This is a genomic window from Oxalobacter aliiformigenes, assembly GCF_027116575.1.
GTDB lineage: Bacteria > Pseudomonadota > Gammaproteobacteria > Burkholderiales > Burkholderiaceae_D > Oxalobacter > Oxalobacter aliiformigenes.
Genome location: NZ_CP098252.1, coordinates 778175 through 801142, shown reverse-complemented (window position 1 = coordinate 801142; position 22968 = coordinate 778175). Strand labels below are relative to the sequence as shown.

Annotated in this window: 18 protein-coding genes and 3 tRNA genes; 8 read left to right on the top strand and 13 right to left on the bottom strand. The window is 53.8% G+C overall.

Going from position 1 to position 22968, the window contains the following annotated elements; translation table 11 throughout:
• Positions 1–63: 63 nt before the first annotated feature.
• Positions 64–1443: a DEAD/DEAH box helicase gene (locus NB647_RS03815; RefSeq protein ID WP_269284240.1), complete on the top strand. Its 1380-nt coding sequence runs from the start codon at positions 64–66 to the stop codon at positions 1441–1443.
• Positions 1444–1572: 129 nt separating this feature from the next.
• Here the strand turns inward: NB647_RS03815 and NB647_RS03810 are convergent, their stop codons facing one another.
• Entirely contained in the window at positions 1573–3060 is a 1488-nt protein-coding gene (locus NB647_RS03810) for a beta-barrel assembly-enhancing protease (RefSeq protein WP_269265260.1), read from the bottom strand.
• A 99-nt stretch (positions 3061–3159) separates the two neighbouring features.
• Here NB647_RS03810 and moaC point away from each other — a divergent pair, with 99 nt between their 5' ends.
• Positions 3160–3669, top strand: a complete 510-nt coding sequence (gene moaC, locus NB647_RS03805; RefSeq protein WP_269265258.1) for a cyclic pyranopterin monophosphate synthase MoaC — start codon at positions 3160–3162, stop codon at positions 3667–3669.
• A gap of 148 nt (positions 3670–3817) precedes the next feature.
• Here moaC and NB647_RS03800 read toward each other — a convergent pair whose 3' ends face one another.
• The 6 genes from NB647_RS03800 to NB647_RS03775 form a co-directional block, all read right to left on the bottom strand.
• Complete coding sequence (locus NB647_RS03800) at positions 3818–5068, bottom strand: DUF2863 family protein (RefSeq protein WP_269284238.1); 1251 nt, start codon at positions 5066–5068, stop codon at positions 3818–3820.
• A 121-nt stretch (positions 5069–5189) separates the two neighbouring features.
• Positions 5190–5265: transfer RNA gene (locus tag NB647_RS03795), tRNA-Glu, on the bottom strand.
• Between the two features lie 25 nt (positions 5266–5290).
• A tRNA-Glu gene (locus tag NB647_RS03790) sits at positions 5291–5366 on the bottom strand.
• A gap of 19 nt (positions 5367–5385) precedes the next feature.
• Positions 5386–5461 (bottom strand) — tRNA-Ala (locus NB647_RS03785).
• 181 nt (positions 5462–5642) lie between these two features.
• Positions 5643–7031, bottom strand: coding sequence for a glutamate--tRNA ligase (gene gltX, locus NB647_RS03780; RefSeq protein WP_269284236.1), 1389 nt, complete (start codon positions 7029–7031; stop codon positions 5643–5645).
• A 334-nt stretch (positions 7032–7365) separates the two neighbouring features.
• Positions 7366–9030 carry an OFA family MFS transporter gene (locus tag NB647_RS03775; RefSeq protein WP_269265255.1) on the bottom strand — a complete coding sequence of 555 codons (1665 nt, stop codon included), beginning with the start codon at positions 9028–9030 and terminating at the stop codon, positions 7366–7368.
• Between the two features lie 153 nt (positions 9031–9183).
• On the opposite strand from NB647_RS03775, the gene NB647_RS03770 reads away from it, so the two are divergent.
• Positions 9184–10263 carry a substrate-binding domain-containing protein gene (locus NB647_RS03770; RefSeq protein WP_269284235.1) on the top strand — a complete coding sequence of 360 codons (1080 nt, stop codon included), beginning with the start codon at positions 9184–9186 and terminating at the stop codon, positions 10261–10263.
• Between the two features lie 2 nt (positions 10264–10265).
• Here the strand turns inward: NB647_RS03770 and apbC are convergent, their stop codons facing one another.
• Positions 10266–11351: an iron-sulfur cluster carrier protein ApbC gene (gene apbC, locus NB647_RS03765; protein WP_269284233.1), complete on the bottom strand. Its 1086-nt coding sequence runs from the start codon at positions 11349–11351 to the stop codon at positions 10266–10268.
• Between the two features lie 111 nt (positions 11352–11462).
• On the opposite strand from apbC, the gene metG reads away from it, so the two are divergent.
• From metG to panC, 5 genes are all read left to right on the top strand, one after another.
• Positions 11463–13550, top strand: coding sequence for a methionine--tRNA ligase (gene metG / locus NB647_RS03760; RefSeq protein ID WP_269284230.1), 2088 nt, complete (start codon positions 11463–11465; stop codon positions 13548–13550).
• 9 nt (positions 13551–13559) lie between these two features.
• The gene (locus tag NB647_RS03755) at positions 13560–14039 is read left to right on the top strand and encodes a GNAT family N-acetyltransferase (RefSeq protein ID WP_269284228.1); all 480 of its coding nucleotides are present in this window, start codon (positions 13560–13562) and stop codon (positions 14037–14039) included.
• An 83-nt stretch (positions 14040–14122) separates the two neighbouring features.
• The gene (locus tag NB647_RS03750) at positions 14123–14326 is read left to right on the top strand and encodes a hypothetical protein (protein ID WP_269284226.1); all 204 of its coding nucleotides are present in this window, start codon (positions 14123–14125) and stop codon (positions 14324–14326) included.
• A gap of 15 nt (positions 14327–14341) precedes the next feature.
• Entirely contained in the window at positions 14342–15196 is an 855-nt protein-coding gene (locus NB647_RS03745; RefSeq protein ID WP_269284223.1) for a segregation and condensation protein A, read from the top strand.
• Positions 15197–15265: 69 nt separating this feature from the next.
• Positions 15266–16105: a pantoate--beta-alanine ligase gene (gene panC, locus NB647_RS03740; protein ID WP_269265247.1), complete on the top strand. Its 840-nt coding sequence runs from the start codon at positions 15266–15268 to the stop codon at positions 16103–16105.
• Positions 16106–16202: 97 nt separating this feature from the next.
• On the opposite strand, the gene NB647_RS03735 is transcribed toward panC, so the two are convergent.
• The 5 genes from NB647_RS03735 to NB647_RS03715 form a co-directional block, all read right to left on the bottom strand.
• Complete coding sequence (locus NB647_RS03735; protein WP_269284221.1) at positions 16203–17093, bottom strand: cobalamin-binding protein; 891 nt, start codon at positions 17091–17093, stop codon at positions 16203–16205.
• A gap of 17 nt (positions 17094–17110) precedes the next feature.
• Entirely contained in the window at positions 17111–17878 is a 768-nt protein-coding gene (locus NB647_RS03730; RefSeq protein ID WP_269284219.1) for an ABC transporter ATP-binding protein, read from the bottom strand.
• Positions 17875–18792, bottom strand: a complete 918-nt coding sequence (locus tag NB647_RS03725; protein ID WP_332880340.1) for a FecCD family ABC transporter permease — start codon at positions 18790–18792, stop codon at positions 17875–17877. The genes NB647_RS03730 and NB647_RS03725 overlap by 4 nt, the downstream gene beginning before the upstream one ends.
• 147 nt (positions 18793–18939) lie before the next feature.
• On the bottom strand, positions 18940–20880 hold the full coding sequence (locus NB647_RS03720; protein ID WP_269284217.1) for a TonB-dependent receptor domain-containing protein: 1941 nt from the start codon (positions 20878–20880) through the stop codon (positions 18940–18942).
• Positions 20881–20922: 42 nt separating this feature from the next.
• Positions 20923–22872 carry a TonB-dependent receptor domain-containing protein gene (locus NB647_RS03715; RefSeq protein ID WP_269284215.1) on the bottom strand — a complete coding sequence of 650 codons (1950 nt, stop codon included), beginning with the start codon at positions 22870–22872 and terminating at the stop codon, positions 20923–20925.
• Positions 22873–22968: the final 96 nt, after the last annotated feature.

Sequence of the window (22968 nt, the reverse complement as noted above, 5' to 3'; positions counted from 1 at the left end):
TGTGCAAGGCATTGCCGTTTTGTTTTCCCAAAAGGAAAATCATCGTCTTCATCGAGAGAAAAAATGACATTTGAAACACTGGGACTGCATCCGCTGATCCTGAAGGCACTTGCCGACATCCATTACGACCAACCGACCCCTGTCCAGACAAAAGCCATCCCGCCAGCCATAAACGGAAAAGACCTGCTGGTTTCTTCACAAACCGGTTCCGGCAAAACCGCCGCATTCATGCTTCCGGCCCTGCACCGCTTTGCCATGCAGCATTTTCCCGAAAAAACCGGGAAAACCCTGAATCAACAGCGGCAATCCTCCAGAACAAAAGGAGAAAAGCTCCGCTTTAAAGCGGCCCGGCCGAAAATGCTCGTTCTGACACCGACACGCGAGCTGGCTTCGCAAATCGTGGCTTCTGCCGAACAATACAGTGCATATCTGAAACATATCCGGACTATCGCCATTCTCGGAGGCATGCCCTATCCCAAACAAATGCAGCTTCTGGCCAAAAATCCCGATATTCTGGTGGCTACACCGGGACGTCTGATCGATCACATGCAATCCGGCAAAATCCGTTTCGACCAGCTTGACATACTGGTTCTGGATGAAGCCGACCGCATGCTCGACATGGGATTCATCGAAGATATCGAAACCATCATCGCCGCCACACCGGAAACGCGCCAGACCATGCTTTTTTCCGCCACGCTGGATGGCATTGTCGGCAACATGGCAAAAAAGGTAACTCATGATGCCGAATCGGTTCACATCGCCTCTTTGGAAAAGCGTCACGAAAACATCGAACAGATGATCCATTTCGTGGACGATCTGCCACACAAGAACCGTTTGCTCGATCATTGGCTGCACGACCGTTCACTGGGACAAGCTGTCGTATTCACTGCCACCAAACGGGATGCCGATCAGGTGGCAGACAGGCTTGCCATTGCCGGTTTCTCCACGGCAGCATTACATGGCGACATGCCACAAAGTGCGCGCAACAGGACACTGGCCAGACTGCGCAGCGGTAAAATCAGGATACTGGTTGCCACCGATGTCGCGGCAAGGGGCATCGATATCCCGGCGATCACCCACGTTTTCAACTATGATCTGCCGAAATTCCCCGAAGATTACGTTCACCGCATCGGTCGGACCGGCCGTGCCGGACGCCACGGACTGGCCATTTCACTGGTCAGCCACAGCGACAGCACGATTATCCGGCGAATAGAACGCTTTACCAAACAGAGTATTCCCGTCAACGTCATCGAAGGATTCGAACCCAAAATGACGTTCAAGGCAGCCCCTTCCAGACGCAAGCCGAACTGGAAACCGGGTACCAAAAAACACGCGGCCAAAGCGGGACAACGCCATTTCGGCCAGCCGTCAGCCGCACAAAAAAACGGACGGAGCGGACGGACACAACGAAGCAGAAAAGCCGAGAACCGACAGGCGGCCTGAACGCTTCCGGATACAGCCCGCTTCCGGCAGGATACAACAGTCCTTCATCCATGAAAAAACCGCCAGATTTTCTGGCGGTTTTTCTGTTTCACGAGTTCGGGACATACAGGACAAACATCGCCATACCCGTTAGCGCTTCTTCAGATCATCCCGGACAATCGCTTTCCATTCCCTTTCCCTGGCATCAATGACCGACTGATCGTAAAAAGTCACATCCTTTGCCTTTCTTGCCAGATCCAGCTGTTCCAGAGCTGCCGAATAGGCTCCTGTCAGACTATACGACTCCGCCATCGCCATATGCATCAGCGCCCTTTTGCCCTGCGCATCATAGACCCTAGCCAGTTGCCGCTGCAAAACAGGATCCTCACGATACATCTGGACCTGTTTTCTCAGGAATTTGGCTGCTTCGCCATATTGCCGGGACATATACAGGGCATTGGCATACTGATGCGCCAGTGCCCGTGAAGACGGAAAACGGGCAATCGCCGCACGTGCCTCACGCACAGCGTCAGCCGTCTGGTTGGAAGCCAACATGATTTCGATAGCCAGACTGTTCAATGCCAGACTCTGTCGGGCCGCCGCCTCGCCGACCGTTTTTTTCACCTGCTGCAAACGGGTTTTCGCCTCAGCGATATCTTTCCGGTGCAACGCAATCAGAGCCAGTCCGTAATTCCCGGCCGCCATATAAAGCTTGCTGCCGCTTTTGATCTGCTCCTCGAAAACCGCCGCTGCCGTCTGCAAGGCCGGTTCGCTATCGTCCTGGACAAGCCGGGCTTTTGCCCGCATCAGGAAAAAATCCAGACTGTCGGCATGCTGGCGATAAGGCTCGCGCCGGACCCGGGCATCAATATCGGCAATACGTTCGGATGTCAACGGGTGAGTCCGGAGATAGGGCGACGGTGCATCGCTATAGGTACGTGTCGCCGTCTGCATGCGCTGGAAAAAGGAAGTCATGCCAGTCGTATCGAAACCCGCATTTTTCAGAATCTGGAAACCGACCCGGTCCGCTTCCTTTTCGGCGTCCCGTGTAAAATTGATCTGTTTCTGGATCGCATATCCCTGACCGCCCATCAGAACAGCCCCTGCCGCATCTCCCCCTGCCGAGGCAGCCAGAATCGCCAGCGCCGTCGTGGCAATCGGAATCAGGATATCCTGCTTTTGCTGGCTCAGCATCCGGGCGATATGCCGCTGGGAAACGTGGCCGATTTCGTGAGAAAGCACGGAAGCGAGTTCCGATTCGCTCTGGGTCGCCAGCAACAATCCTGTATGTACCCCGATAAAACCGCCAGGAAAAGCAAACGCATTCAATGTCGGATCGCGAACGGCGAAAAACGTGAAATCGTTCGTCAGTTCACCCCGGGTCTGTGTATCGGCAGAAACCAGTCTGTTGCCCAGATTGCTCAGATATTCCGTCAGGACCGGATCGTTGACATAAGCCGGATCGCTTCTGACCTGTCCCATGATTTCCTTGCCCAGCTGATATTCGGCTGCCGGAGACAATTCAGCCCGTGCCGTATCGCCGAGACTGGGAATATCCGACTGCGCAAGCGCAACCGGCATCTGCAAGCAGAAAACAGCGGCCAGCGGTACAACAAGCCGTTTGAAAAATCGTTTCATACCCTCATCGGCGCTCAAGTTGATCATTCGGTCAAAGTGATATCATACCGGTACTTTGCAAACATTTCACACAATATCCCATTACCGGCCACGTTCTTTATGCCACAAAAAAAACCTGTTGAAAACGACAAAAATCAGCTGACCCATTTCGATACATCGGGCAAAGCGCACATGGTCGATGTCGGCGGCAAATCCGAAACACACCGTATCGCCATCGCCTGCGGAACCATCCGGATGAAACCGGAAACGCTGGCTGTCGTCGAAAACCATACTGCGGATAAAGGCGATGTTCTGGGAATCGCCAGAGTCGCCGCCATCATGGGAGCCAAACGGACATCCGATCTGATTCCGCTTTGCCACCCTGTCGCACTCACCCGGGTGACGGTCGATTTCACCATAACCGAAAACAGCATTCTTTGCCAGGCAAGAACGGAAACGGTCGGCAAGACCGGCGTGGAAATGGAAGCGCTTACTGCAGTCCAGACCGGTCTGCTGACGATTTACGATATGCTTAAAGCCATCGACAGGGGAATGACGATTACGGATGTCCGGCTTCTTGAAAAAAGCGGTGGGAAAACAGGCACATGGAACGCGGAAAACCGGAACTGAAAAAACAGTCTGCTGTTACCTTTGCCTTCTGATTTTTCTGCAGGCAGTCCGAAAAGCGAAACCGGGACTTCTTTTTTCCCGGACCGGATCGTTTTCGGACAGCAGACCACATCACCCCGGAATATACGGCATTTGGCACACACGGCAATCAGTGCAACCGCGTTTCCTTTCTGGCATCTTCAGGCATCTCGGCATGAACCAGTTCGCCGTTCGTATCGGCAAACAACGGTGCGCCGCAATCCTCGCAAAACTCCATCGCAAAACGCTCGACGGCCGTTTTCTCATACGATATCCCCAGTTCGCGCAATAACTGGAATATCTGCAGCAACTGCTTGCCTCCCTTGCGGGACAATGCACCCGAATGGCCCTCCAGTTGCGAAGGGAAATTCATGCCATCCACTTCTTCCGCTCCGTAAACCGGCCAGACGATGCCGTAAACGATCTTTCCGTTATCCTTGCGATAGAAACTGATACGGTATTCCTCGACCTGCGTGCCGTCCAGATCCTTTCCGAACCCGCCGACGACCGCACCGAGTTTTTCCGGCTGTGTATCGAGCGCATGAACCAGATAGTGAACCGCCGCCTTGATCGTCGAAGGCCTGATTGCCTGATCCACTTTCCGGCATGTATTGAAAAAACCGCCCGGCAAAAGCAGTTCCAGATTGCACCCCGGCAGAATTTCCGACATGATCGGCATGATTTCATGCTGCCAAAGCTTCAGGCATTCTTCCCTGACCGTTTCGAACCCGGCCGGATCGGGTATGGACTGCCAGCGGAAAAGCGGCGTACCTTCCCGGGCCATAACGGCTGCCAAGAGATAACGCCCATCCGCCAGAAACGGAACGGTCTCCTGTTTGGACGCCAGCTCGAAACGCGATCCCTGGACAACCGACTGGACCAATCCCTGCGTCACCGCCATCACGTCGACATGCGAATAAGGCAACTGATCGACCGCATAAAGGCCGGGTGCCATGGCAAACCGGACATCATCGGCCAGAATCAGACGGGCGAAACGGCTGGATATCGCCTCGATCTGTTCAGGCGCCAGCGTGCCTGATGCGATGGAAAAACGGGTCCATGCCAGAACAGGAACAGCAACCAGCAAAACCTGGTATTTTTTGCCGTCTTCCTCGATAACTGCCGATTCGCTCAGCGCTTCCGCCACTTCAAGAAGGCAGTTGTACGCTTCCATATCCGTCGTGAACAGATACTCAATGGCATCGTTTAAAACTGCCTGTTTTCTGGCCTGCAACAACCGGAAAACCAGAACTTCCAGTTTTTTGCGGCAAAACTCGCTTTCCAGGAAGCTGGAAGCATAAAACATCTCCAGGGCAAGCGAAACCAGACGCTGGCTGTCTGCGTTGAGTTTGGAAGATCCCGTTTTGGTTAAACGTCGCATGATCAATTAAAAGGAAAGGCGAAACGTGTTATTGTAGTGGATTTTCGGCAAGACGGCATGACTGGACATCGGCAGATACCATTCCGAAATGAAAACAGTGAAAAAAACAGGCAGGAAAGAATGGCATCTCCAAGGGGATTCGAACCCCTGTTCCCACCGTGAAAGGGTGGTGTCCTAGGCCTCTAGACGATGGAGACACAAAAAACAACATAAACCGGAAGATGGCATCTCCAAGGGGATTCGAACCCCTGTTCCCACCGTGAAAGGGTGGTGTCCTAGGCCTCTAGACGATGGAGACACATCCGTTTACTGCTTTCTGGTGGAGGTAAGCGGGATCGAACCGCTGACCTCTTGCATGCCATGCAAGCGCTCTCCCAGCTGAGCTATACCCCCGAATGCAGGCAAAGGATTATAGCAAAAATTTTCCTTTTTTGACAATTTTCGTGTGCAATTTTGCAGATATCATACAGTGACCTTCTTTTCGGACAATGTCATCTCCCTGCAATACACCGGAATGACCGGGAAAATCGGGGAAAAAGACCCGCCATGCCACCGGTTTTCCTGTGCAATCCCTTTACAGGTCTTTCAGACGGGACAATACCTTCTCCCTGCCGAAAAGACAGACAACCGCATCAATCGACGGAGTATGCAGCTGCCCGGTCAGAAGAAGACGCAACGGCATGGCGACCTGCGGCATCTTCATCTTGTTCTGTTTCAGCAATCCCTTCATCATCGCCGAAAGCGCCTCGCGCTTCCACTCGATCGTTCCGATATTGGCGGCATATTCTTTCAGGGCCGACCGTGCCGCATCCGTCAGATGCTGCCTGAGCAATTCCGGATCGGGATCAGGTTCCCGGTAAAACATCAGCGAAGCATTCGCCAGTTCATTGACCGTATTCACCCGGTCTTTCATCAGGGCGATCACATCCTGCAAGGCCGGACCGTTTTCCAGCTTCACCCCCATACTTTCGAGCTGTGGACGGACAAGCGCTTCCAGTCTGGCATCATCGGCTTGCCGGATATAGTGATTGTTCAGCCAGTTCAGTTTTTCCGTATTGAACTGCGAAGCCGACGACGACAGATGGTCGAAATCGAACCATTCGCAAAACTGTTCCATCGAAAAAATTTCATCGTCACCGTGACTCCAGCCGAGACGGGCCAGATAATTCAGCATCGCTTCCGGCAGATAACCGGCAGCCGGATATTCCATCACGGAAACCGCACCATGCCGTTTGGACAGCTTTTCACCGTCATCACCCAGAATCATCGGCAAATGGGCATATTCCGGAACAGGTGCTTCAAGTGCCTTCAGAATATTGATCTGGCGCGGAGTATTGTTGACATGATCGTCCCCCCGGATGACATGGGTAATCCCCATATCCCAGTCATCCACCACCACACAGAAATTGTAAGTCGGCGTTCCATCCGAACGGGCGATAATCAGATCATCAAGCTGGCTGTTGGAAATCGTGATCTCTCCCTTGACACGGTCATTCCAGGTCACCACCCCTTCTACCGGATTTTTGAAGCGGACGACCGGATTGACGCCAACCGGCACCGGTGGCAGAGTCTTGCCCGGTTCCGGCCGCCAGGTTCCGTCATAACGCGGGCTTTCGCCTGCCGCTTTCTGGCGTTCGCGCATGGCGTTCAGTTCCTCGGGCGTACAATAACAGTAATAAGCCGTCCCCTTTTCCAGCATCTGGTCAATGACTTCACGGTAACGGTCCATCCTCTTCATCTGGTAAAAAGGACCTTCATCATGTTCCAGATTCAGCCATTTCATTCCGTCAAGAATGGCCTGCACCGCTTCGGGGGTGGAACGTTCGAGATCGGTATCCTCGATACGCAATATGAATTTGCCACCGTGATGACGGGCATAAGCCCATGAATACAAAGCTGTGCGGGCACCGCCCAGATGCAGGAAACCGGTCGGGCTCGGTGCAAAACGAGTTCTTACAGTCATGATGAAAACAGAATGAATAAACGAAATGGCTATTTTACCCCGTCAGAAGCGTTCTTAGCGCACTCCTTCCCGTTATTATTCGCCAATCCTGAAAAGAACCCGTACCGCAGCGGCATGAAATACGGAAGTCGTTACGCAACGATTCCCAAAAACCGCGCACTCTCCGGTAAACACGACCACCATCGCCCCGACAGGCGAGAGGCGAAAACATCGTTACCACACCCGATTCCCGTCTGTGGCACCACCACACCGGAAAACAAAAATGTCCGCATGGCAAAAACCATGCGGACATCGGCAAAGGGGACAGCCCGATATTCAGGCTGTCACAAGATCATCAGGCAAACATCTTGGCCGTTTGCAGGGCGACCTGGTAAATACCCCAGACCAGCGGAATACCCACGATCAGCCAGCAGATAACCATTGTACCGCCCGAAGTCGGTTTTGCCGGAGGAACGACACCGGAAGCCTGTGCCTTGGCAACCTTTTCTTCCAGAGCGGCCTTGACCGCCTTGACTTCTTCTTCAGTCATGTAGTACTTGCTGTTGACCGGACGGATCAAGAGAGCGAAGAAGAATTCGATAACCAGGAAACAGGCCATGATATACAGCGTGACGGAATAGGCCTGTGCCTTGGCGACACCGGCATTCAGCTGCATGTCACGGATGATGTTGATCAGCAACGGAGACAACAGACCTGCCGTAGACCATGCTGTCAGCAAACGACCGTGAATCGCACCGACGAACTGGGTACCGAACAGGTCGGCAAGATAGGCCGGAATCGTGGAGAAGCCACCGCCGTAGAAGGAAATGCAGACGCAGACCGCACACAGGAACAGAACCAGGTTCAGCGAGGAAGCCAGAGTCGGGATCGATGCGTACAGAATGGCGCCCACAATGGAATAAATGAAATAAACCGTCTTGCGGCCCAGTTTGTCGGACAGGGACGCCCATACAACACGACCACCGATATTGAACAGCGACAGCAGACCGGTAAAGCCGGCTGCGATCATGGCCACCTGTCCTTTCTGGGCATCGGTCAGCTGGTCAAACGGAACTCCCGGCATACCGATCAGGTTACCGGCAAACACTTCCTGAAGCAGCGGGGAAGCCATCGCCAGAACACCGATACCGGCTGCGATATTCAGGAAAAGCATGAACCAGCAGAACCAGAACTGCGGTGTTCTGACCGCCTTGCTCGTTTCGACGTTGAAAGAAGAAGCCTCGATCAGTCCACCGTGACCGTCGTCAACCATGTTACCGGTATTTTTCGGCACCCAGCCGGCCGGTTTGTATCCGGACGGTGCGACCTTGATGGTAAAACATCCCAGAAGCATCATGACCGTATAACAGCAAGCCATGACAAAAAACGCCTGCCACAGACCGACAGACGTTTCCGTTCCGAAAAAGCCGATCAGTTTCTGTGCCAGAGGAGCGCCGACCATGGCACCGCCACCGAAACCGCCGACAGCCATACCTGTTGCCATACCGACACGGTCAGGGAACCATTTGATCAGCGTGGAAACCGGCGTAATGTAGCCCAGCCCCAGACCGATACCGCCGATAATCGCGGACAGCCATGCGATCCACAGCTGGTGGGTAAAGGTCGCCAGCGACAGCATGAAGAAGAAGAAACAGAAGCAGCAGCAGGAAGCCAGTCCGCATTTGCGCGGGCCGACATGTTCCAGCCAGTTGCCCAAAATGGCGGTCGTCGTACCGAGCATGAAGAACAGGATACCGAAAATGACGCTGCACATCACGACTTTCCAGTCACACTGGGTCGTGAACAATTGGCTGAAAAGACTCATGTCCGCAGGACATGCCAGAGATTTGCCGAGACCTTGCGATACACCGACCAGCCGGGACATAGGCAACCAGAACACGGACATACCGTAGCCCATACCTACGCATAGATGAATCATCAATGCGGAAGTAGGTACCAGCCAGCGATTGAACCCTTCGCCAGCTACGGTATATTCCTTACCGAGCTTCAAAAATGACATACCACACTCTCCTTACACCTTGTTAAAAAAAATTGAAAATTATGTTCTGAAAAAATAGTACCATCGCCACATTTAACAGGCTATAAGTTTTTTTTTGCATATATGTCTGATTGTCTATGAGTTACAATATGTCACTAGCAAAATTTTCACTATATGTACAAAGTTTCCATAGAACCTCACTGGCGCATCGCGTATGGCAAAAAGCCGTCGATCGACACGGCTATACTGTTGCGCCTTCTGGATTCGATACAGACCGAGGGGGCCATCCTGCAGGCAGCCAAGGGGCTCGGATTGTCGTACCGTCATGCATGGGGATTGTTGCGGGAAGCCGAATCCATTTTCGGAACGCCCCTGCTGGAAAAACACCGTGGACGTGGTACAACACTGACCCGTTTCGCAACCACCCTGTTATGGGCGGAAAGGCGGATTGCCGCGCGGCTTTCTCCCACTCTGGAAACACTCTCTTCGGAACTGGAAACCGAACTGGCCAAAAGCGTTCTGGGAACCAACCGGACCATGCGGTTGTGTGCCAGCCACGGTTTTGCCATTTCCACCCTGATGGAACACATCAACCGGCAGGAGCTTCCCATCAAGCTGCGCTACCAGAACAGTATGGAAGCACTCGCCGCCCTGGCTCAGGGAGACTGTGAAATCGCCGGGTTCCATCTGCCGGTCGATGTGTATGAAGACAGCATGCTGCAGCTTTACCTGCAGTTCCTTTCCCGTGAAGAACACTGCCTGATTCACCTGGCCAATCTGAAACAGGGCCTTTTGATCGCCAAGGGGAATCCCAAGCGGATCCTCTCGTTCCGTGACCTGACGCGAAACGACATCCGTTTCGTCAACCGCCAGATCGGTTCAGGTACGCGACAGACACTGGAAACACTGCTTGCCAAAAACAAAATCGATTCGGCCAATATCAACGGTTTCGAAATGACCGAATTCACTCATGCCGCCGTCGCGGCGTATATCGCCAGCAACATGGCCGACGTCGGTTTCGGTGTCGAAACGGCCGCCCACCGCTTCGGACTGGACTTCGTCCCGTTAGTCGAGGAAAGGTATTTCTTCGCCATTGCACGGGAAACACAGGAGAGCCATACCATGCAGGAAATGCTCTCCATCATGAGAAGCGCCGAATTCATCCGGGAAATCAACCAGCTGGGCGGATACGATGCGACCGAAACCGGCCGCATCCATTCCGTACGTGACGTTTTCAGGCTGGTCGATATCTGAAATCAGGACTGGACGGTCACAGGCGGAAACATGCCTGTCATATCCTTCGGTTTCAACGCGACCCTTGCGGCAATCTGCCAGGCGATATCCCTGAAAACCCGGCCGACCAGTCCATCCGGTTCCGCAGCAACAACCGGTTTGCCTTCATCGGTCCGTTCACGTACCGTGATATCCAGCGGAACATTGCCCAGTGAATCCACCCCGTATGTCTCACACATCAGCCTGCCGCCATCCTTGCCGAAAATGTGCTCGATCTGGCCGCAATGGGAACAAACATAGGAACTCATATTCTCGACAATGCCCAGAATATCCACATTCATTTTCTGGAACATCATCAATCCTTTCCGGGCATCCAGTACGGCTACATCCTGCGGCGTGGTGACCACTACCGCACCGGTCAGCGGCGCTTTCTGCGACAGGGTCATCTGGATATCCCCCGTTCCCGGCGGCATGTCGATCAGCAAATAATCGAGATCCTGCCATTTGGTCTGCTGCAACAGCTGCATCAACGCCTGGGTAACCATCGGTGCGCGCCAGGCCAGCGGCTGGACCGTATCCATCATGAAACCGATGGACATCAGCTGCAAGCCATACCGTTCTACCGGGTCGAAATGCTGTCCGTCGGACGATTTCGGTTTTTCGGAAATCCCCATCAGCGTCGGTTGCGACGGCCCGTAAATATCGGCATCCAGAATGCCCACCCGTGCCCCCTGGCCTGCCAGTGCCAGCGCGACATTGGCCGTTACCGTCGATTTGCCGACCCCTCCCTTGCCGGATGAAACAGCGATGATATTTTTCACCCCCGGCAAAGGCTTCACACCCCGCTGAACAGCATGCGTCAGAATCCTCGTCTCGAGATCGACCCGAACATCGCCGATGCCATCCACCCTTTTCAGCACCGTCGCGATCCGGTTTCTGATAAATTCATGAAGACTTTTTGCATGATATCCCAGCTCGACAGTCAATGACACATCATTGCCGTCAATATCGATATTTTTGATCCATTTGGCGCTGACGTAGTCGGTTTTCAGATTGTCGTCAATGACCGTTGAAAGCGCTTTACCGATCATTTCCGTCGTAATGGACATATTCCCTCCTTTCTCTGGAAGATGAAGTCTAACGCAAATGCTCAAAAGATGCCCGTTTCATCGCACAGGACTGGTAAAATGGAATTTTATTGACAATTTCCACTATTCATCATGTCACGAAAGCTGTTTGTCACTACTGCACTGCCATACGCCAATGCCCCGTTCCATATCGGACATATCATGGAATACATTCAGGCCGATATCTGGGTCCGTTTCCAGCGAATGCAGCAGGATGAAGGAAAACCACGCGAAGTCCATTTCGTCGGTGCCGACGACGTTCACGGCGCCCCCATCATGATAGCGGCTGAAAAAGCCGGCAAAACACCCCAGGAATTCGTGGCGGAAATCGCCGCCGGCCGTGCCGCCCCGCTAAACGGTTTTCTGGTCAGCTTCGACAACTGGCATTCGACCGACGGCCCCGAAAACCACGAGCTTTCCCGCGAAATCTACCGCCGTCTCAAGGCGAAAGGACTGATCGTTTCCCGAACCATCGAACAGTTTTTCGACCCCGTCAAGGAAATGTTCCTGCCGGACCGGTACATCAAGGGCGAATGCCCGAAATGCGGCGCAAAAGACCAGTACGGCGACAACTGCGAGGCATGCAGCAGCGTCTATACCCCGACGGAACTGAAAAACCCCTATTCCATCCTGACCGGTGCCACGCCGGTCATGAAACAGTCCGAACACTTTTTCTTCAGACTGTCCGACCCGCAATGCACCGCCTTCCTGAAAGAATGGACGCTGGGCGATATCGAAGACCACCCGCGCCTGCAACCCGAAGTCGCCAACAAGGCACGCGAATGGCTCGAAGGCAAGGACGGCAGCGAAAACGCACTCTCAGACTGGGATATCAGTCGCGACGCCCCGTACTTCGGCATCGAAATACCGGACGCACCGGGCAAATACTTTTACGTCTGGCTGGATGCACCGGTTGGTTACCTCGCCTCGCTGAAAAACTACTTCAACAAGACAGGTGGTGATTACGACGCCTTCATGGCCGATCCCGAAACGGAACAATACCATTTCATCGGCAAGGACATCATTTACTTCCATACCCTGTTCTGGCCGGCCATGCTGCATTTTGCCGACATGCGCGTGCCTGACAACGTCTTCGTGCACGGTTTCATCACGGTAGGGGGTGAAAAAATGTCCAAGTCGCGCGGAACCGGCATTTCACCACTGCGTTATCTGGAAATCGGCATGAATCCGGAATGGCTGCGCTACTATCTGGCGGCCAAACTCTCCAACCGCGTCGAAGACATCGATTTCACCGGGGAAGATTTCATCGCACGGGTCAATTCCGACCTGATCGGCAAGTACGTCAACATCGCCAGCCGCGCGTCCGGCTTCATCACCAAACGCTTCGGCGGAAAACTCGCACAGGACTGGGCAGGGAAAGAAACACCGGTACTGGAAACACTCCGTAACGCATCCGGGGAAATCGCCGACCTGTACGAAAAACGGGAATTCGGCAAGGCGCTTCGCCAGATCATGCACCTGGCCGATGAAGTGAACGCTTACGTCGATGAAAACAAACCGTGGGTTCTGGCCAAGGATCCCGCCCGAAACGAAGAACTGCACCAGGTCTGTACCCGTCTGCTGGAAGCCTTCCGCATTCTGACGATTTATCTGAAACCGGTATTGCCTGCCGTCGCGGAAAAAGTCGAGGCATTCCTGAACCTTTCCCCCCTCCAGTGGCCGGACGTATCGAAACCGCTGGCCGACGGCCATACCATCAATACGTATGAACACCTGATGCAACGTGTGGATCAGAAAATGCTGGATGCCCTGTTCGATGCACCCGCACCGCAAGCCGCCCGGCCTGAAAAGGAAACGGCAGCGGACAACGGCATGGAACCGCTTGCCGAACAGATCACCATCGACGACTTCGCCAAAGTCGATATGCGCATCGCGAAAATCGTCGACTGTTCTCTGGTCGAGGGTGCCGACAAACTGCTGAGACTGTCGGTTGATGTCGGCGAAGGCCGGTTGCGCAACATCTTCGCCGGAATCCGTTCGGCCTACAAACCGGAAGATCTGATCGGCAAACTGACCGTTGTCGTCGCCAATCTGGCTCCCCGCAAAATGAAATTCGGTGTCTCGGAAGGAATGATCATGGCCGCGTCGGACAAGGCCGATACCGGAATCTATATCCTCCAGCCGTGGCCGGGCGCAAAACCGGGTATGCGTCTGCGTTAAGGAAAAGCAATGAGAATTATCGTCCGGGAAGCAGTTCTTGAAGACGCCCCCCTAATCGCGAACCTGACGAGAAAAGCCTGGGCGGGAAAGTGTCCGCCCACTTCGCGAGGACATCGCGATACATGGGTCAACGTCAATGAGGATCTCCACGCCGGCGGTGCTTTCATACTGCTTGTCGACGATATTCCGGCCGGATCGCTTCGCTGGGCACCGCTGGATGAAGACGAAAACGTCTGGAAAATCAGGCGTCTGGGAGTCATTCCCGCTTTTTGCGGACAGAACCTTTCCCAGCACCTGATCGAAGCGGTCATACACCATGCCCAGCTGTGCGAAATCGCCGAGCTCCGTCTTTTCCTGCACCGATATCTGGAACCTCTGACCAGCCTGTACGAGGCATACGGCTTCGAACTGGCCCCCGAAATCGAATTTTCCACTCGGGATACGCTGGATCTTCCTCCCATCATGATGAGAAAAACAGTGGAATCGTGAGACATTCCGAAAACAGGAGATGACGGCCCACCCGGCCAGACGGCAAAAAACCGATCCACACGTTTTACGGCAAGGACGATACGATGATCATTCAACTCAGACTGAACAATCCATACGTTTCCGAACTGGACCGTCTTCTGAAAGAACGGCAGAAACAATACCCCGCCCGCCGGGATACTTCCCCCGGACCGGTCTCGCCGCTTCTTCGAAAACTCCCTCCCGAAAGCATACCTTTCACCCTGAAAAAGGTACTGCCACCGGAAACACCGCCGAAATCTTCCCACTGACCGACGCGGGACATCATGCCGGATTCCAGAGAGAACCATACGTTTTCCGCCGACGCGAACGCCCCTGTGCCATCCGGCAAAGCGGGCGGCGCCGACATCGTCGCACGCCTGTACGGTGAATCCGTCACGGAAATCCCCGACGATCTCTACATTCCGCCGGAAGCGCTGGAAGTCTTTCTGGAAGCATTCGAAGGTCCGCTCGATTTGTTGCTTTACCTTATCCGGCGCCAGAATTTCAATATTCTGGACATTCCCATGGCCCAGCTGACACTGCAATACCTGCATTACGTCGACCGTATCCGCGCGCAGAAGCTGGAACTGGCCGCGGAATATCTCCTGATGGCCGCCATGCTGGTGGAAATCAAATCCCGTCTTTTGCTGCCGAAAGTGAAAACCGAAACGAACGAGGAACCGGAAGACCCGCGCGCCGAACTGGTCCGCCGCCTTCTCGAATACGAACGCATGAAAATGGCCGCGAAATCGCTCGACGAATTGCCCAAACTGGGAAACGACTTCTTCCTTCCGCAGGCAGTCATCGCAAAAAGCACCGAAAAAGTCTGGCCCTGCATCTCCGCCGATGAGTTGCGCCATGCTTTCGCCGAAATCATCCGCCGGGCCAAACTGACCGCCAGCCATACCGTCGGCAAACAGGAACTGTCCGTCAGGGAACACATGTCCTCGATCCTGCGTCAACTACGCAACGCCCGGTTTGTCGAATTCCACGAGCTTTTCGATGAATCGGAAGGGGTCGCCGTCCTTGTCGTCCACTTTCTGGCCCTTCTGGAACTGGCGAAAGAGACACTGGTCGAAATCACCCAGATCGAAGCGGGAGCCCCGATTTATATAAGGTTGACCCAATGCAATGATTGAGCACAGAATACGGTTTTCATCGTTATTTGTTTATTAACCCTTATCTTTTCTCCGGACTGCCGGCACATCATGAAAGTAGTTACCACCATAGAAGAACTCCGCAACCAGCTGCGCGGACAACTGCGAACCGCCTTCGTTCCCACCATGGGAAACCTCCATGACGGTCATCTGTCGCTGATGCGGCTTGCAAAAAAACACGGCGATCCCGTCGTCGCTTCCATTTTCGTCAACCGTCTGCAATTCGGGCCGAACGAGGACTTCGATACCTATCCGCGTACGTTCAAGGCCGACGTTGAAAAACTGGAAAAAGAAGGCGTTTACGTACTTTTCGCCCCGACCGAAAAAGACATGTACCCCGTCCCTCAGGAATTCCGCGTCCAGCCGCCCCAAGAACTGGCCGACATTCTCGAAGGCAAATTCCGTCCCGGCTTTTTCAACGGCGTCACCACGGTATTGCTGAAGCTCTTTTCCTGCGTCAACCCGGCTGTCGCCATTTTCGGCAAGAAAGATTACCAGCAGCTGATGGTCGTACGCAGCATGGCCCAGCAGTTCGCTCTCCCCATGAAAATCATCGCGGCGGAAACATGGCGTGCGGACGACGGCCTGGCCCTTTCGTCCCGCAATACCTATCTGACGAAAGAACAACGCAAGGAAGCGCCCAACCTGTACAAGACCCTGCAAAACATCGCCGACAAGATGCACGGCGGTTATCTCGACATCTACAAACTGGAAAAACACGCCATGGAAGAACTCCGCCAGCGCGGCTGGGTACCGGACTATATTTCCATCCGCAAACAATCCAACCTCCAGCCGCCGACAGCAGGCGAACTGGCCGAAAAAGAACCGCTGGTCGTACTGGCGGCCGCCAAACTGGGCGATACCCGCCTGATCGACAATCTGGAAATCTGACCGTTTTTTCCGAAAAACGTCGCTTTACTTCACGAAAAAAGGCAGAATGGTCTGCCTTTTTTCATATCCGTCATATTACCCGCCAGCCCACTTTCGATCATGGCCGGGCCGCCTGTCTGTTCTTTCGGGCTTCATCCAGCTGGCGACACATCATCTCAGCCCCCTCGATCATCCGGGGACCGGGACGGTCCAGCCAGTCCGGATTCATATGGAAAAGATTGCGGTAACGGACGGCATCCAGCATTTTGTAACGTCTCCAGCCAGACAATCCGTTTTCCGTTCCCATCCCCCGCGTACTGACAATCACCTCCGGATTGGCTGCCAGCACCGCTTCCGTACTCACATGCGGTGCCAGTACCGGGATATCCGCGAAAACATTCTTTCCGCCACACAGGTCAATGACTTCACTGACAATCTGTTTCCCGTTCAGGGTAAACAGCGGCACATCCGAAACCTGGTAGAAAACGCGCAGCCCGGCGCGGTTCCGGTAACGCCGTTTCAGCCTGTCCAGTCGCCCGTTCCACTGCCCGGCCACCCTTCTGGCCTGATCTTCATGCCCGGTCAGCATACCGAGACGGACCATGTTGCCGGGGATGTCTGCAAGACGCCGGGGATTGCTGTAGAACACAGCAATCCCGGCCCGTTCCAGTTTTCCGACCTGTTTCGGCGGATTGCCCCCACTCCAGACAACGATCAGATCCGGCTTCAGCACCAAAACCTTCTCCAGATCAATCTGCCGGAAATCACCGACTACCGGAAGCGATTTCGCCTGCCCGGGATATTCGCTGTAACGCGTCACCCCGACCAGCTCTTCCGCTGCCCCAATGGCATACAACATTTCCGTTGCATGAGGCGACAACGAAACGACACGTTGCGCCGGTTGCGCCAGCGATACCGTTTTTCCCTCATCATCCGTCACCACAATCGCCGCGAAAACCCGTACCATGAAAAACAGACCGCAAAACGCCCCGAAACATACGCTACGCATTCCCCTACCCTCTCCCGTCAGAAAGAAACGAAAACAGGCCGGTTGCCACAACTCACCCTTTCGACAGGATAATGCAGACAGTGCGACAGCTTTTCCGAAACCATCATTTCCTCACAGGAACCTGCCTCCCATGTGCCGTCTCCGTACAGCAACAATACATGCGAGGCGACTCCCCAGGCCAGATTGAGATCATGCACCACCATGACAACCGCCCGGTTTTCTTCACGGCTCAATCCGGCTACAGTCCTCATCAAACCGGCCTGATGGGCCAGATCCAGCGCACTCGCCGGTTCATCCAGCAACATCAGCGGGGTATCCTGTGCCAAGAGCGCTGCAATCGCCACCCGTTGCCGCTCCCCGCCCGACAGGGACCGGATATCGCGCTCCGCCAGCTCGAGCACATCCATCCGTTTCAACGCACCGGCTGCCACATCACGGTCTTCAGACGATTCCCACATCCCTTCCGACCGCCAGGGAAAACGGGCCGCCAGCACCGTTTCAAACACCGTAAAACCGAAAGCATCCTGCCGGGACTGCGGCAAATAAGCCCGCCTCCTCGCCAGTTGCAGCGTCGACCAGCCGGACAGCTCCCGCCCGTCAAGCACGATTTTTCCACCATCTGGCAAACGCAAACCGGCCAGAGTCTGCAACAAGGTCGTTTTTCCGGCACCGTTACGGCCATACACGAACCAGCACTGTCCCGCCCCGACCGTCCAGTCCAGTTTTTCAACCAGCACCCGCTTTCCCGCCCGCAAATCCAGATCGTTCGCCACCAGCGTCGTCATCTCCCGCCCCGATACAGCTGAAACAGAAAAACGGGAACCCCGATCAAGGAAGTCACCACCCCGACCGGCAACTGATGGGGCGCGAACACCGTTCTGGCCAGCGTATCCGCCAGCACCAGAAAAAAACCGCCCGTCAACAAAGCAGCCGGAAAAAGAAAACGGTGATCCGGCCCCCACATCATCCGGCAGGCATGCGGCACGATCAGGCCGACAAAACCGATATTGCCGGCTCCGGTAACGGCTGTCGCCGTCAGAAGCGCCCCACCGGCAAACAGCCCCTTTTTGAGCCAGGGAACATTGACCCCCAGCGACCGGGCCATATCCGCATGCAGCGCCAGCAAGTTGACTGCAGAAGAAACGCGCCAGACCGGAATGAAAACCGCGGCGACGACCAGAACGAACCCGGCATTGAACGTCGCTCCCGACAAATCGCCCACCAGCCAGAAAACCATTCCCCGCAAGTCATGATCGGGCGCGACCGTCAGCAACAGCGTCACCACCGCACTGCATCCGAATGCCAGAATGACACCCGTCAGAAGCAGCCGTGATGAACCGTCATACGAAGCGAAATCCCGTCTGGACAACCCGTACAGGATCAGCGCGACGGCCAGCGCGCCGCAGAACGCAACGGTACTGACCGCCCACAGGGAAGCCGAAAGAAACAGCATGACCAGCGCACCGGCCGAAGCGCCGCCGGAAACCCCCAGCACATAGGGATCGGCCAGCGGATTACGCAAAAGCGCCTGCATCAGACAACCGGCCAGCGCCAGCGCGCCCCCCGTCAAAAAGGCAGCAAACGCTCTTTCCAGCCGCATCCCCAGCACGACGGCAGCCAGCGAGCCGTTTTCACCGGATGCCAGAGACATCGCCGCGTCGGCCAGTTCCCGAATCCCCAGCCCGGCCGAACCGGTCACACACGAAAAAAAAGACTTGCGACCGAGAGGAAAACCAGAACCAGCAGCCAGACTGCCCGGCGTTTCCCCGGCGAAAAAAACGGCTGGCTGAAAAGGTTCTGTTCCGACATCTAACAAGCCTTCCGAATAGGTAATGAAACCGCTATTTTACATCGTCAAATCAACCCCGACATAAATCCCCCTGCCGGGCTGGTTATAACCGTAAACCGTCTCGTAATCCTTGTCGAAAAGATTTTCAATGCGTCCATAAACGGATACTTCCCGCGAAATGCGACAACGCACATCCAGACTGGCCAGCCAGTAAGCCGGCAACCTGTGGCTGCCATCCACCCGTTCTCCCGTATATTGCACATTGCCTCCGGCATACCACCGACCGGACGTTTTCGAAACATTGAACGTCCCCAGCCGCCTGGCCCGGCGGGCCAACACCGTTTCAGCCGATACATCCTCAGGTTGCTGAACCGTCAGGCTGGTATTCACATCCATCCCGGCCAGCACCGTATGCAATACCATCTCCAATCCCCGGTTTCTCGCCTTGCCGACATTGACATAATGCAATGCCGAATCAAAATCGATCAGATCACGCGTAAACCACGAAAAAGCCGTCAACCGCACTCTTGTTTCCGCCGATGCATACTGGACACCCACCTCGGCGGCACGGGTCTTTTCTGCTTTCAGATCGCGGTTGCCATACACCGGATTGTATTGCTGATACAGTGTCGGAACCAGAAAAGACGTCGAGATATTGCCCACCAGTTTCCAGACCGGTGTCAGTGCATGGCCATAACCCAGATATCCCGAAACTGCCGAATCCGCCTGACCTGCACGGTCATAACGCACATTCACCTGCCAGTCATGCGCTCCGGTTTTTCCCGATATTCCGCCATACAGGCTGTACCGGTCACGATTCCATACACTGCTCCTGCCATCTTTCCCGGACTCCGCCTCCTCGTGCCCCGCTTCAACACCGGCTGTCGCCGTCCAGTCACTGGACAGCACCACATCATTATGCCATCGCAACAGACTGGTCCGTGCCCGTGAATCCGATTTTCCATTGGGATCCCTGAGCGGAAAAACCATACCGTTCCATTCGGAGGACGGACGCACGATACCATATTTCGTCTCATATTTCCGCCTGATGTCCATACGTGACAACGTCAGGGCGGACAGCCAGTCCGGTGAAAAACGTTTTTTGCCATATACCGCCCCGATCCATTGCCGGTTTCTGCCGGTATTGACCTCATCCGGACCACCGCCGATATCGTAATCATACCGTGCATCCCCCAGATACAGACGCATCCCCAGCTCCCCGTCCGCCCCGAAACGGCACGACACATTTCCCGTCACAGTCACATTCTCATTGCCATCCCTGTCCGGATTGACCATCGGATTCTCCGACGAAGACATGGTTGAGAAACCACGCGTATCCGAACGGGACGCCGTCAGCGCAAAACGGGTATCGTCCGATTGTCCGGATACACGGGCCCCCAACCGGGATGTATCACGACTGCCATATTCCGCAAACAAACTGGCCGATGGCCTGCCTTCTCCGCGTTTTGTGAAAATCCGGATCACCCCGCCCGCGGCCCCCATCCCGTAAACGGCCGATATATCACCACGAACTATCTCGATACGGTCGATCTGGTCAGGCTGAAGCTGGCTCAATATGGCCGCGGAGCCCATCACCGACCCGTCCGTCACCGGCACACCGTCGAGCTGCACCAGCACCCGGTTCGCATTGCTGCCCCGCATGAAAACCGACGTCACCATCCCCGGTCCCCCCATCCGGTCAAACTCGATACCTGCCTCACTGCGCAAAAGTGACGCCAGATCGGCCAGTTGTTTGTTACGGATAGTCTGTTGCGTAATCACTGTCGTGGCAGAAAGCGCTTCCCCTTCCTGCTCCTGGAAACGGGAGGCCGTCACGACCACCGTCGCCAGCTCTTCTTCTGCAACAGAGTCTTCCCGCGCCCATGCCACAGAGACCAGACACATGGACAAAACTCCCATCCCGGACAGAAAAAAGCCTGCTCCCCGGCAAATGCCGGAAAACAGGCTCCGTTTCGCGATGAATTTTTTGTCGGACATATTTCCCTTTTTCCGGCCATGGAATCGGGGAAACATTCTATCTTACATCTTCACGTTCACCCCCACATACGCGCCGCGATCTGGCTGGTTGTAACCGTATGCCGTTTCGTAATCCTTGTCGAACAGGTTTTCGATACGGGCATAAAGCGAAATGTTCTTGTTGATATTGTAACGGGCATTCAGGTTGACAAGCGTATAGGAACCCAATCTGTATTCTGATGCATAATCCTTGTCAGCCCTATGTCCATTAAACAAAACATCTCCCCCAAAATACCATGGCCCCATCGTTTTCGAAACATTAAGAGAACCAAAGAATTTTGGACGTTTTACTAACTGTTCATCTGTTTCGCGATTCTTTGGATTCTGCCACGTCAAATTTGAGCGAATATCAATTCCAAATATTTCTGTATTTGCATTGAACTCGACACCTGTATTTTTTGCACGACTGACATTGTAATACCCGTACCCATTACCGCCTGTAGCGTAATCTATTAAGTCTCTTGTATGCCATTCAAATACACTCAATCTAAACAGGTCTTTACCCTTGGCATATTGAATGCCAGCCTCATAATTGGTTGAACGCTCAGATTTCAAATCTGCATTCCCGCCATTTGGATAATATTGCTGATATAAAGTCGGTGCCAAGAAAGAAGTAGATACACTAGCCAATAATTTCCACGTTGACGTCAGATCATATCCATATCCCAAGTATCCCGTTATATCCGAATCTGCATCTTCTACATGATCATAACGAACATTTGCCTGTAAGTTATGTGTACCTACTTTGCCGAGCAAACCGGCATAGACACTGTATTTATCCCGATTAACATCCATTGAATAATTGCTATAATAATCATAGGGTGCTTTTGAATTAACATGAGCTTCTTCCGAACCCGCATCAATACCTGCTGTTAATGTCCAGTCAGATGATAATGCAATCGTATTATTCCATTGCAATAATTTTGTTTCACTACGAAATTTGGCATTATGATCGTAGTTCTCGATAAATCCTCCCCAATTATTAATCACTCCTCCCCATTCATTATCATGGCGCTCGATACTGTTATAAGAAACTGTTACAGTTGAAAGCCAGTCTTGTGTAAAACGATTCTTACTATAAACCGCACCCGTCCATTGTTTGGATTTACCATAATTATCTGATGCTGCTCCGTTTATATTGTCATAATCAAATTTCGCATCATACATATATAAACGTGCACCAATTTCATGATCCCTGTTTAACCGCTGAGATAACGCGGCATTGACACTGACATTTCTGTCATAATCATCATCTGGATTTACCCCTGCATTCTTTGAAGAATCCATTGTAGAGAAACCATCCGTTCTGAACCGTGTTACTGACAATGCGAAACTCGTTCCCGCTTCCGTCTTGCCCGACACACCCGCACCGATCTTGGTAGTATTATCAGAACCATATTCAGCAAAAACGTTGGCTGTCGGTTTTCCGGTTCCCTGCTTGGTGAAAATCTGGATGACCCCCCCCATCGCGCCAGAACCATAAATGGCTGAAACATTGCCGCGGACGACTTCGATATGATCAATCTGGTCAGGCTGGATATGGGAAAGCAAATCCACGGTACCTATCGCATTACCATCCTGAATAGGAACCCCGTCGATCATGACCAGCAATTGCGACGAATTGGTTCCTCTCATGAACACTGAAGTAGCTGTACCCGCGCCACCACTCCGTGCAAAATCAATCCCTGCCTCACTCTTTAACAAAGACGGCAAGTCAGCCAGTTTCTTGTTCTGGATGGTCTCAGAAGTGATGACGGTCGTACTGGGAATGGCGTCTTTCTGCAGCTGTTCGATACGCGAGGCGGTCACCACAACGGGTTCCAGTGTTTTTTCTTCGATATCGCCGGTTTCCTGTGCGAAAGCGGCACCGGCAAAGCAGCCGGTCAGCAGGGAAACGAGCAAAAGGGGTTTGATCGCCACATGACGGCGACGGATTGAAACGTGGGAATGCATGAGTTCTATTCCATTAAAATACTTTACGCCGGCGACCCCGCCGGACTCCAGTCAATCAATACACTGCGGAAAAGAAAAAACGAAAGACGCCAGAAA

Coding starts and splice junctions, on each gene's coding strand:
- NB647_RS03815 (WP_269284240.1), top strand. CDS start 64: ATGACATTTGAAACACTGGGACTGCATCCGCTGATCCTGAAGGCACTT.
- NB647_RS03810 (WP_269265260.1), bottom strand. CDS start 3,060: ATGAAACGATTTTTCAAACGGCTTGTTGTACCGCTGGCCGCTGTTTTC.
- moaC (WP_269265258.1), top strand. CDS start 3,160: ATGCCACAAAAAAAACCTGTTGAAAACGACAAAAATCAGCTGACCCAT.
- NB647_RS03800 (WP_269284238.1), bottom strand. CDS start 5,068: ATGCGACGTTTAACCAAAACGGGATCTTCCAAACTCAACGCAGACAGC.
- gltX (WP_269284236.1), bottom strand. CDS start 7,031: ATGACTGTAAGAACTCGTTTTGCACCGAGCCCGACCGGTTTCCTGCAT.
- NB647_RS03775 (WP_269265255.1), bottom strand. CDS start 9,030: ATGTCATTTTTGAAGCTCGGTAAGGAATATACCGTAGCTGGCGAAGGG.
- NB647_RS03770 (WP_269284235.1), top strand. CDS start 9,184: ATGTACAAAGTTTCCATAGAACCTCACTGGCGCATCGCGTATGGCAAA.
- apbC (WP_269284233.1), bottom strand. CDS start 11,351: ATGTCCATTACGACGGAAATGATCGGTAAAGCGCTTTCAACGGTCATT.
- metG (WP_269284230.1), top strand. CDS start 11,463: ATGTCACGAAAGCTGTTTGTCACTACTGCACTGCCATACGCCAATGCC.
- NB647_RS03755 (WP_269284228.1), top strand. CDS start 13,560: ATGAGAATTATCGTCCGGGAAGCAGTTCTTGAAGACGCCCCCCTAATC.
- NB647_RS03750 (WP_269284226.1), top strand. CDS start 14,123: ATGATCATTCAACTCAGACTGAACAATCCATACGTTTCCGAACTGGAC.
- NB647_RS03745 (WP_269284223.1), top strand. CDS start 14,342: ATGCCGGATTCCAGAGAGAACCATACGTTTTCCGCCGACGCGAACGCC.
- panC (WP_269265247.1), top strand. CDS start 15,266: ATGAAAGTAGTTACCACCATAGAAGAACTCCGCAACCAGCTGCGCGGA.
- NB647_RS03735 (WP_269284221.1), bottom strand. CDS start 17,093: ATGCGTAGCGTATGTTTCGGGGCGTTTTGCGGTCTGTTTTTCATGGTA.
- NB647_RS03730 (WP_269284219.1), bottom strand. CDS start 17,878: ATGACGACGCTGGTGGCGAACGATCTGGATTTGCGGGCGGGAAAGCGG.
- NB647_RS03720 (WP_269284217.1), bottom strand. CDS start 20,880: ATGTCCGACAAAAAATTCATCGCGAAACGGAGCCTGTTTTCCGGCATT.
- NB647_RS03715 (WP_269284215.1), bottom strand. CDS start 22,872: ATGCATTCCCACGTTTCAATCCGTCGCCGTCATGTGGCGATCAAACCC.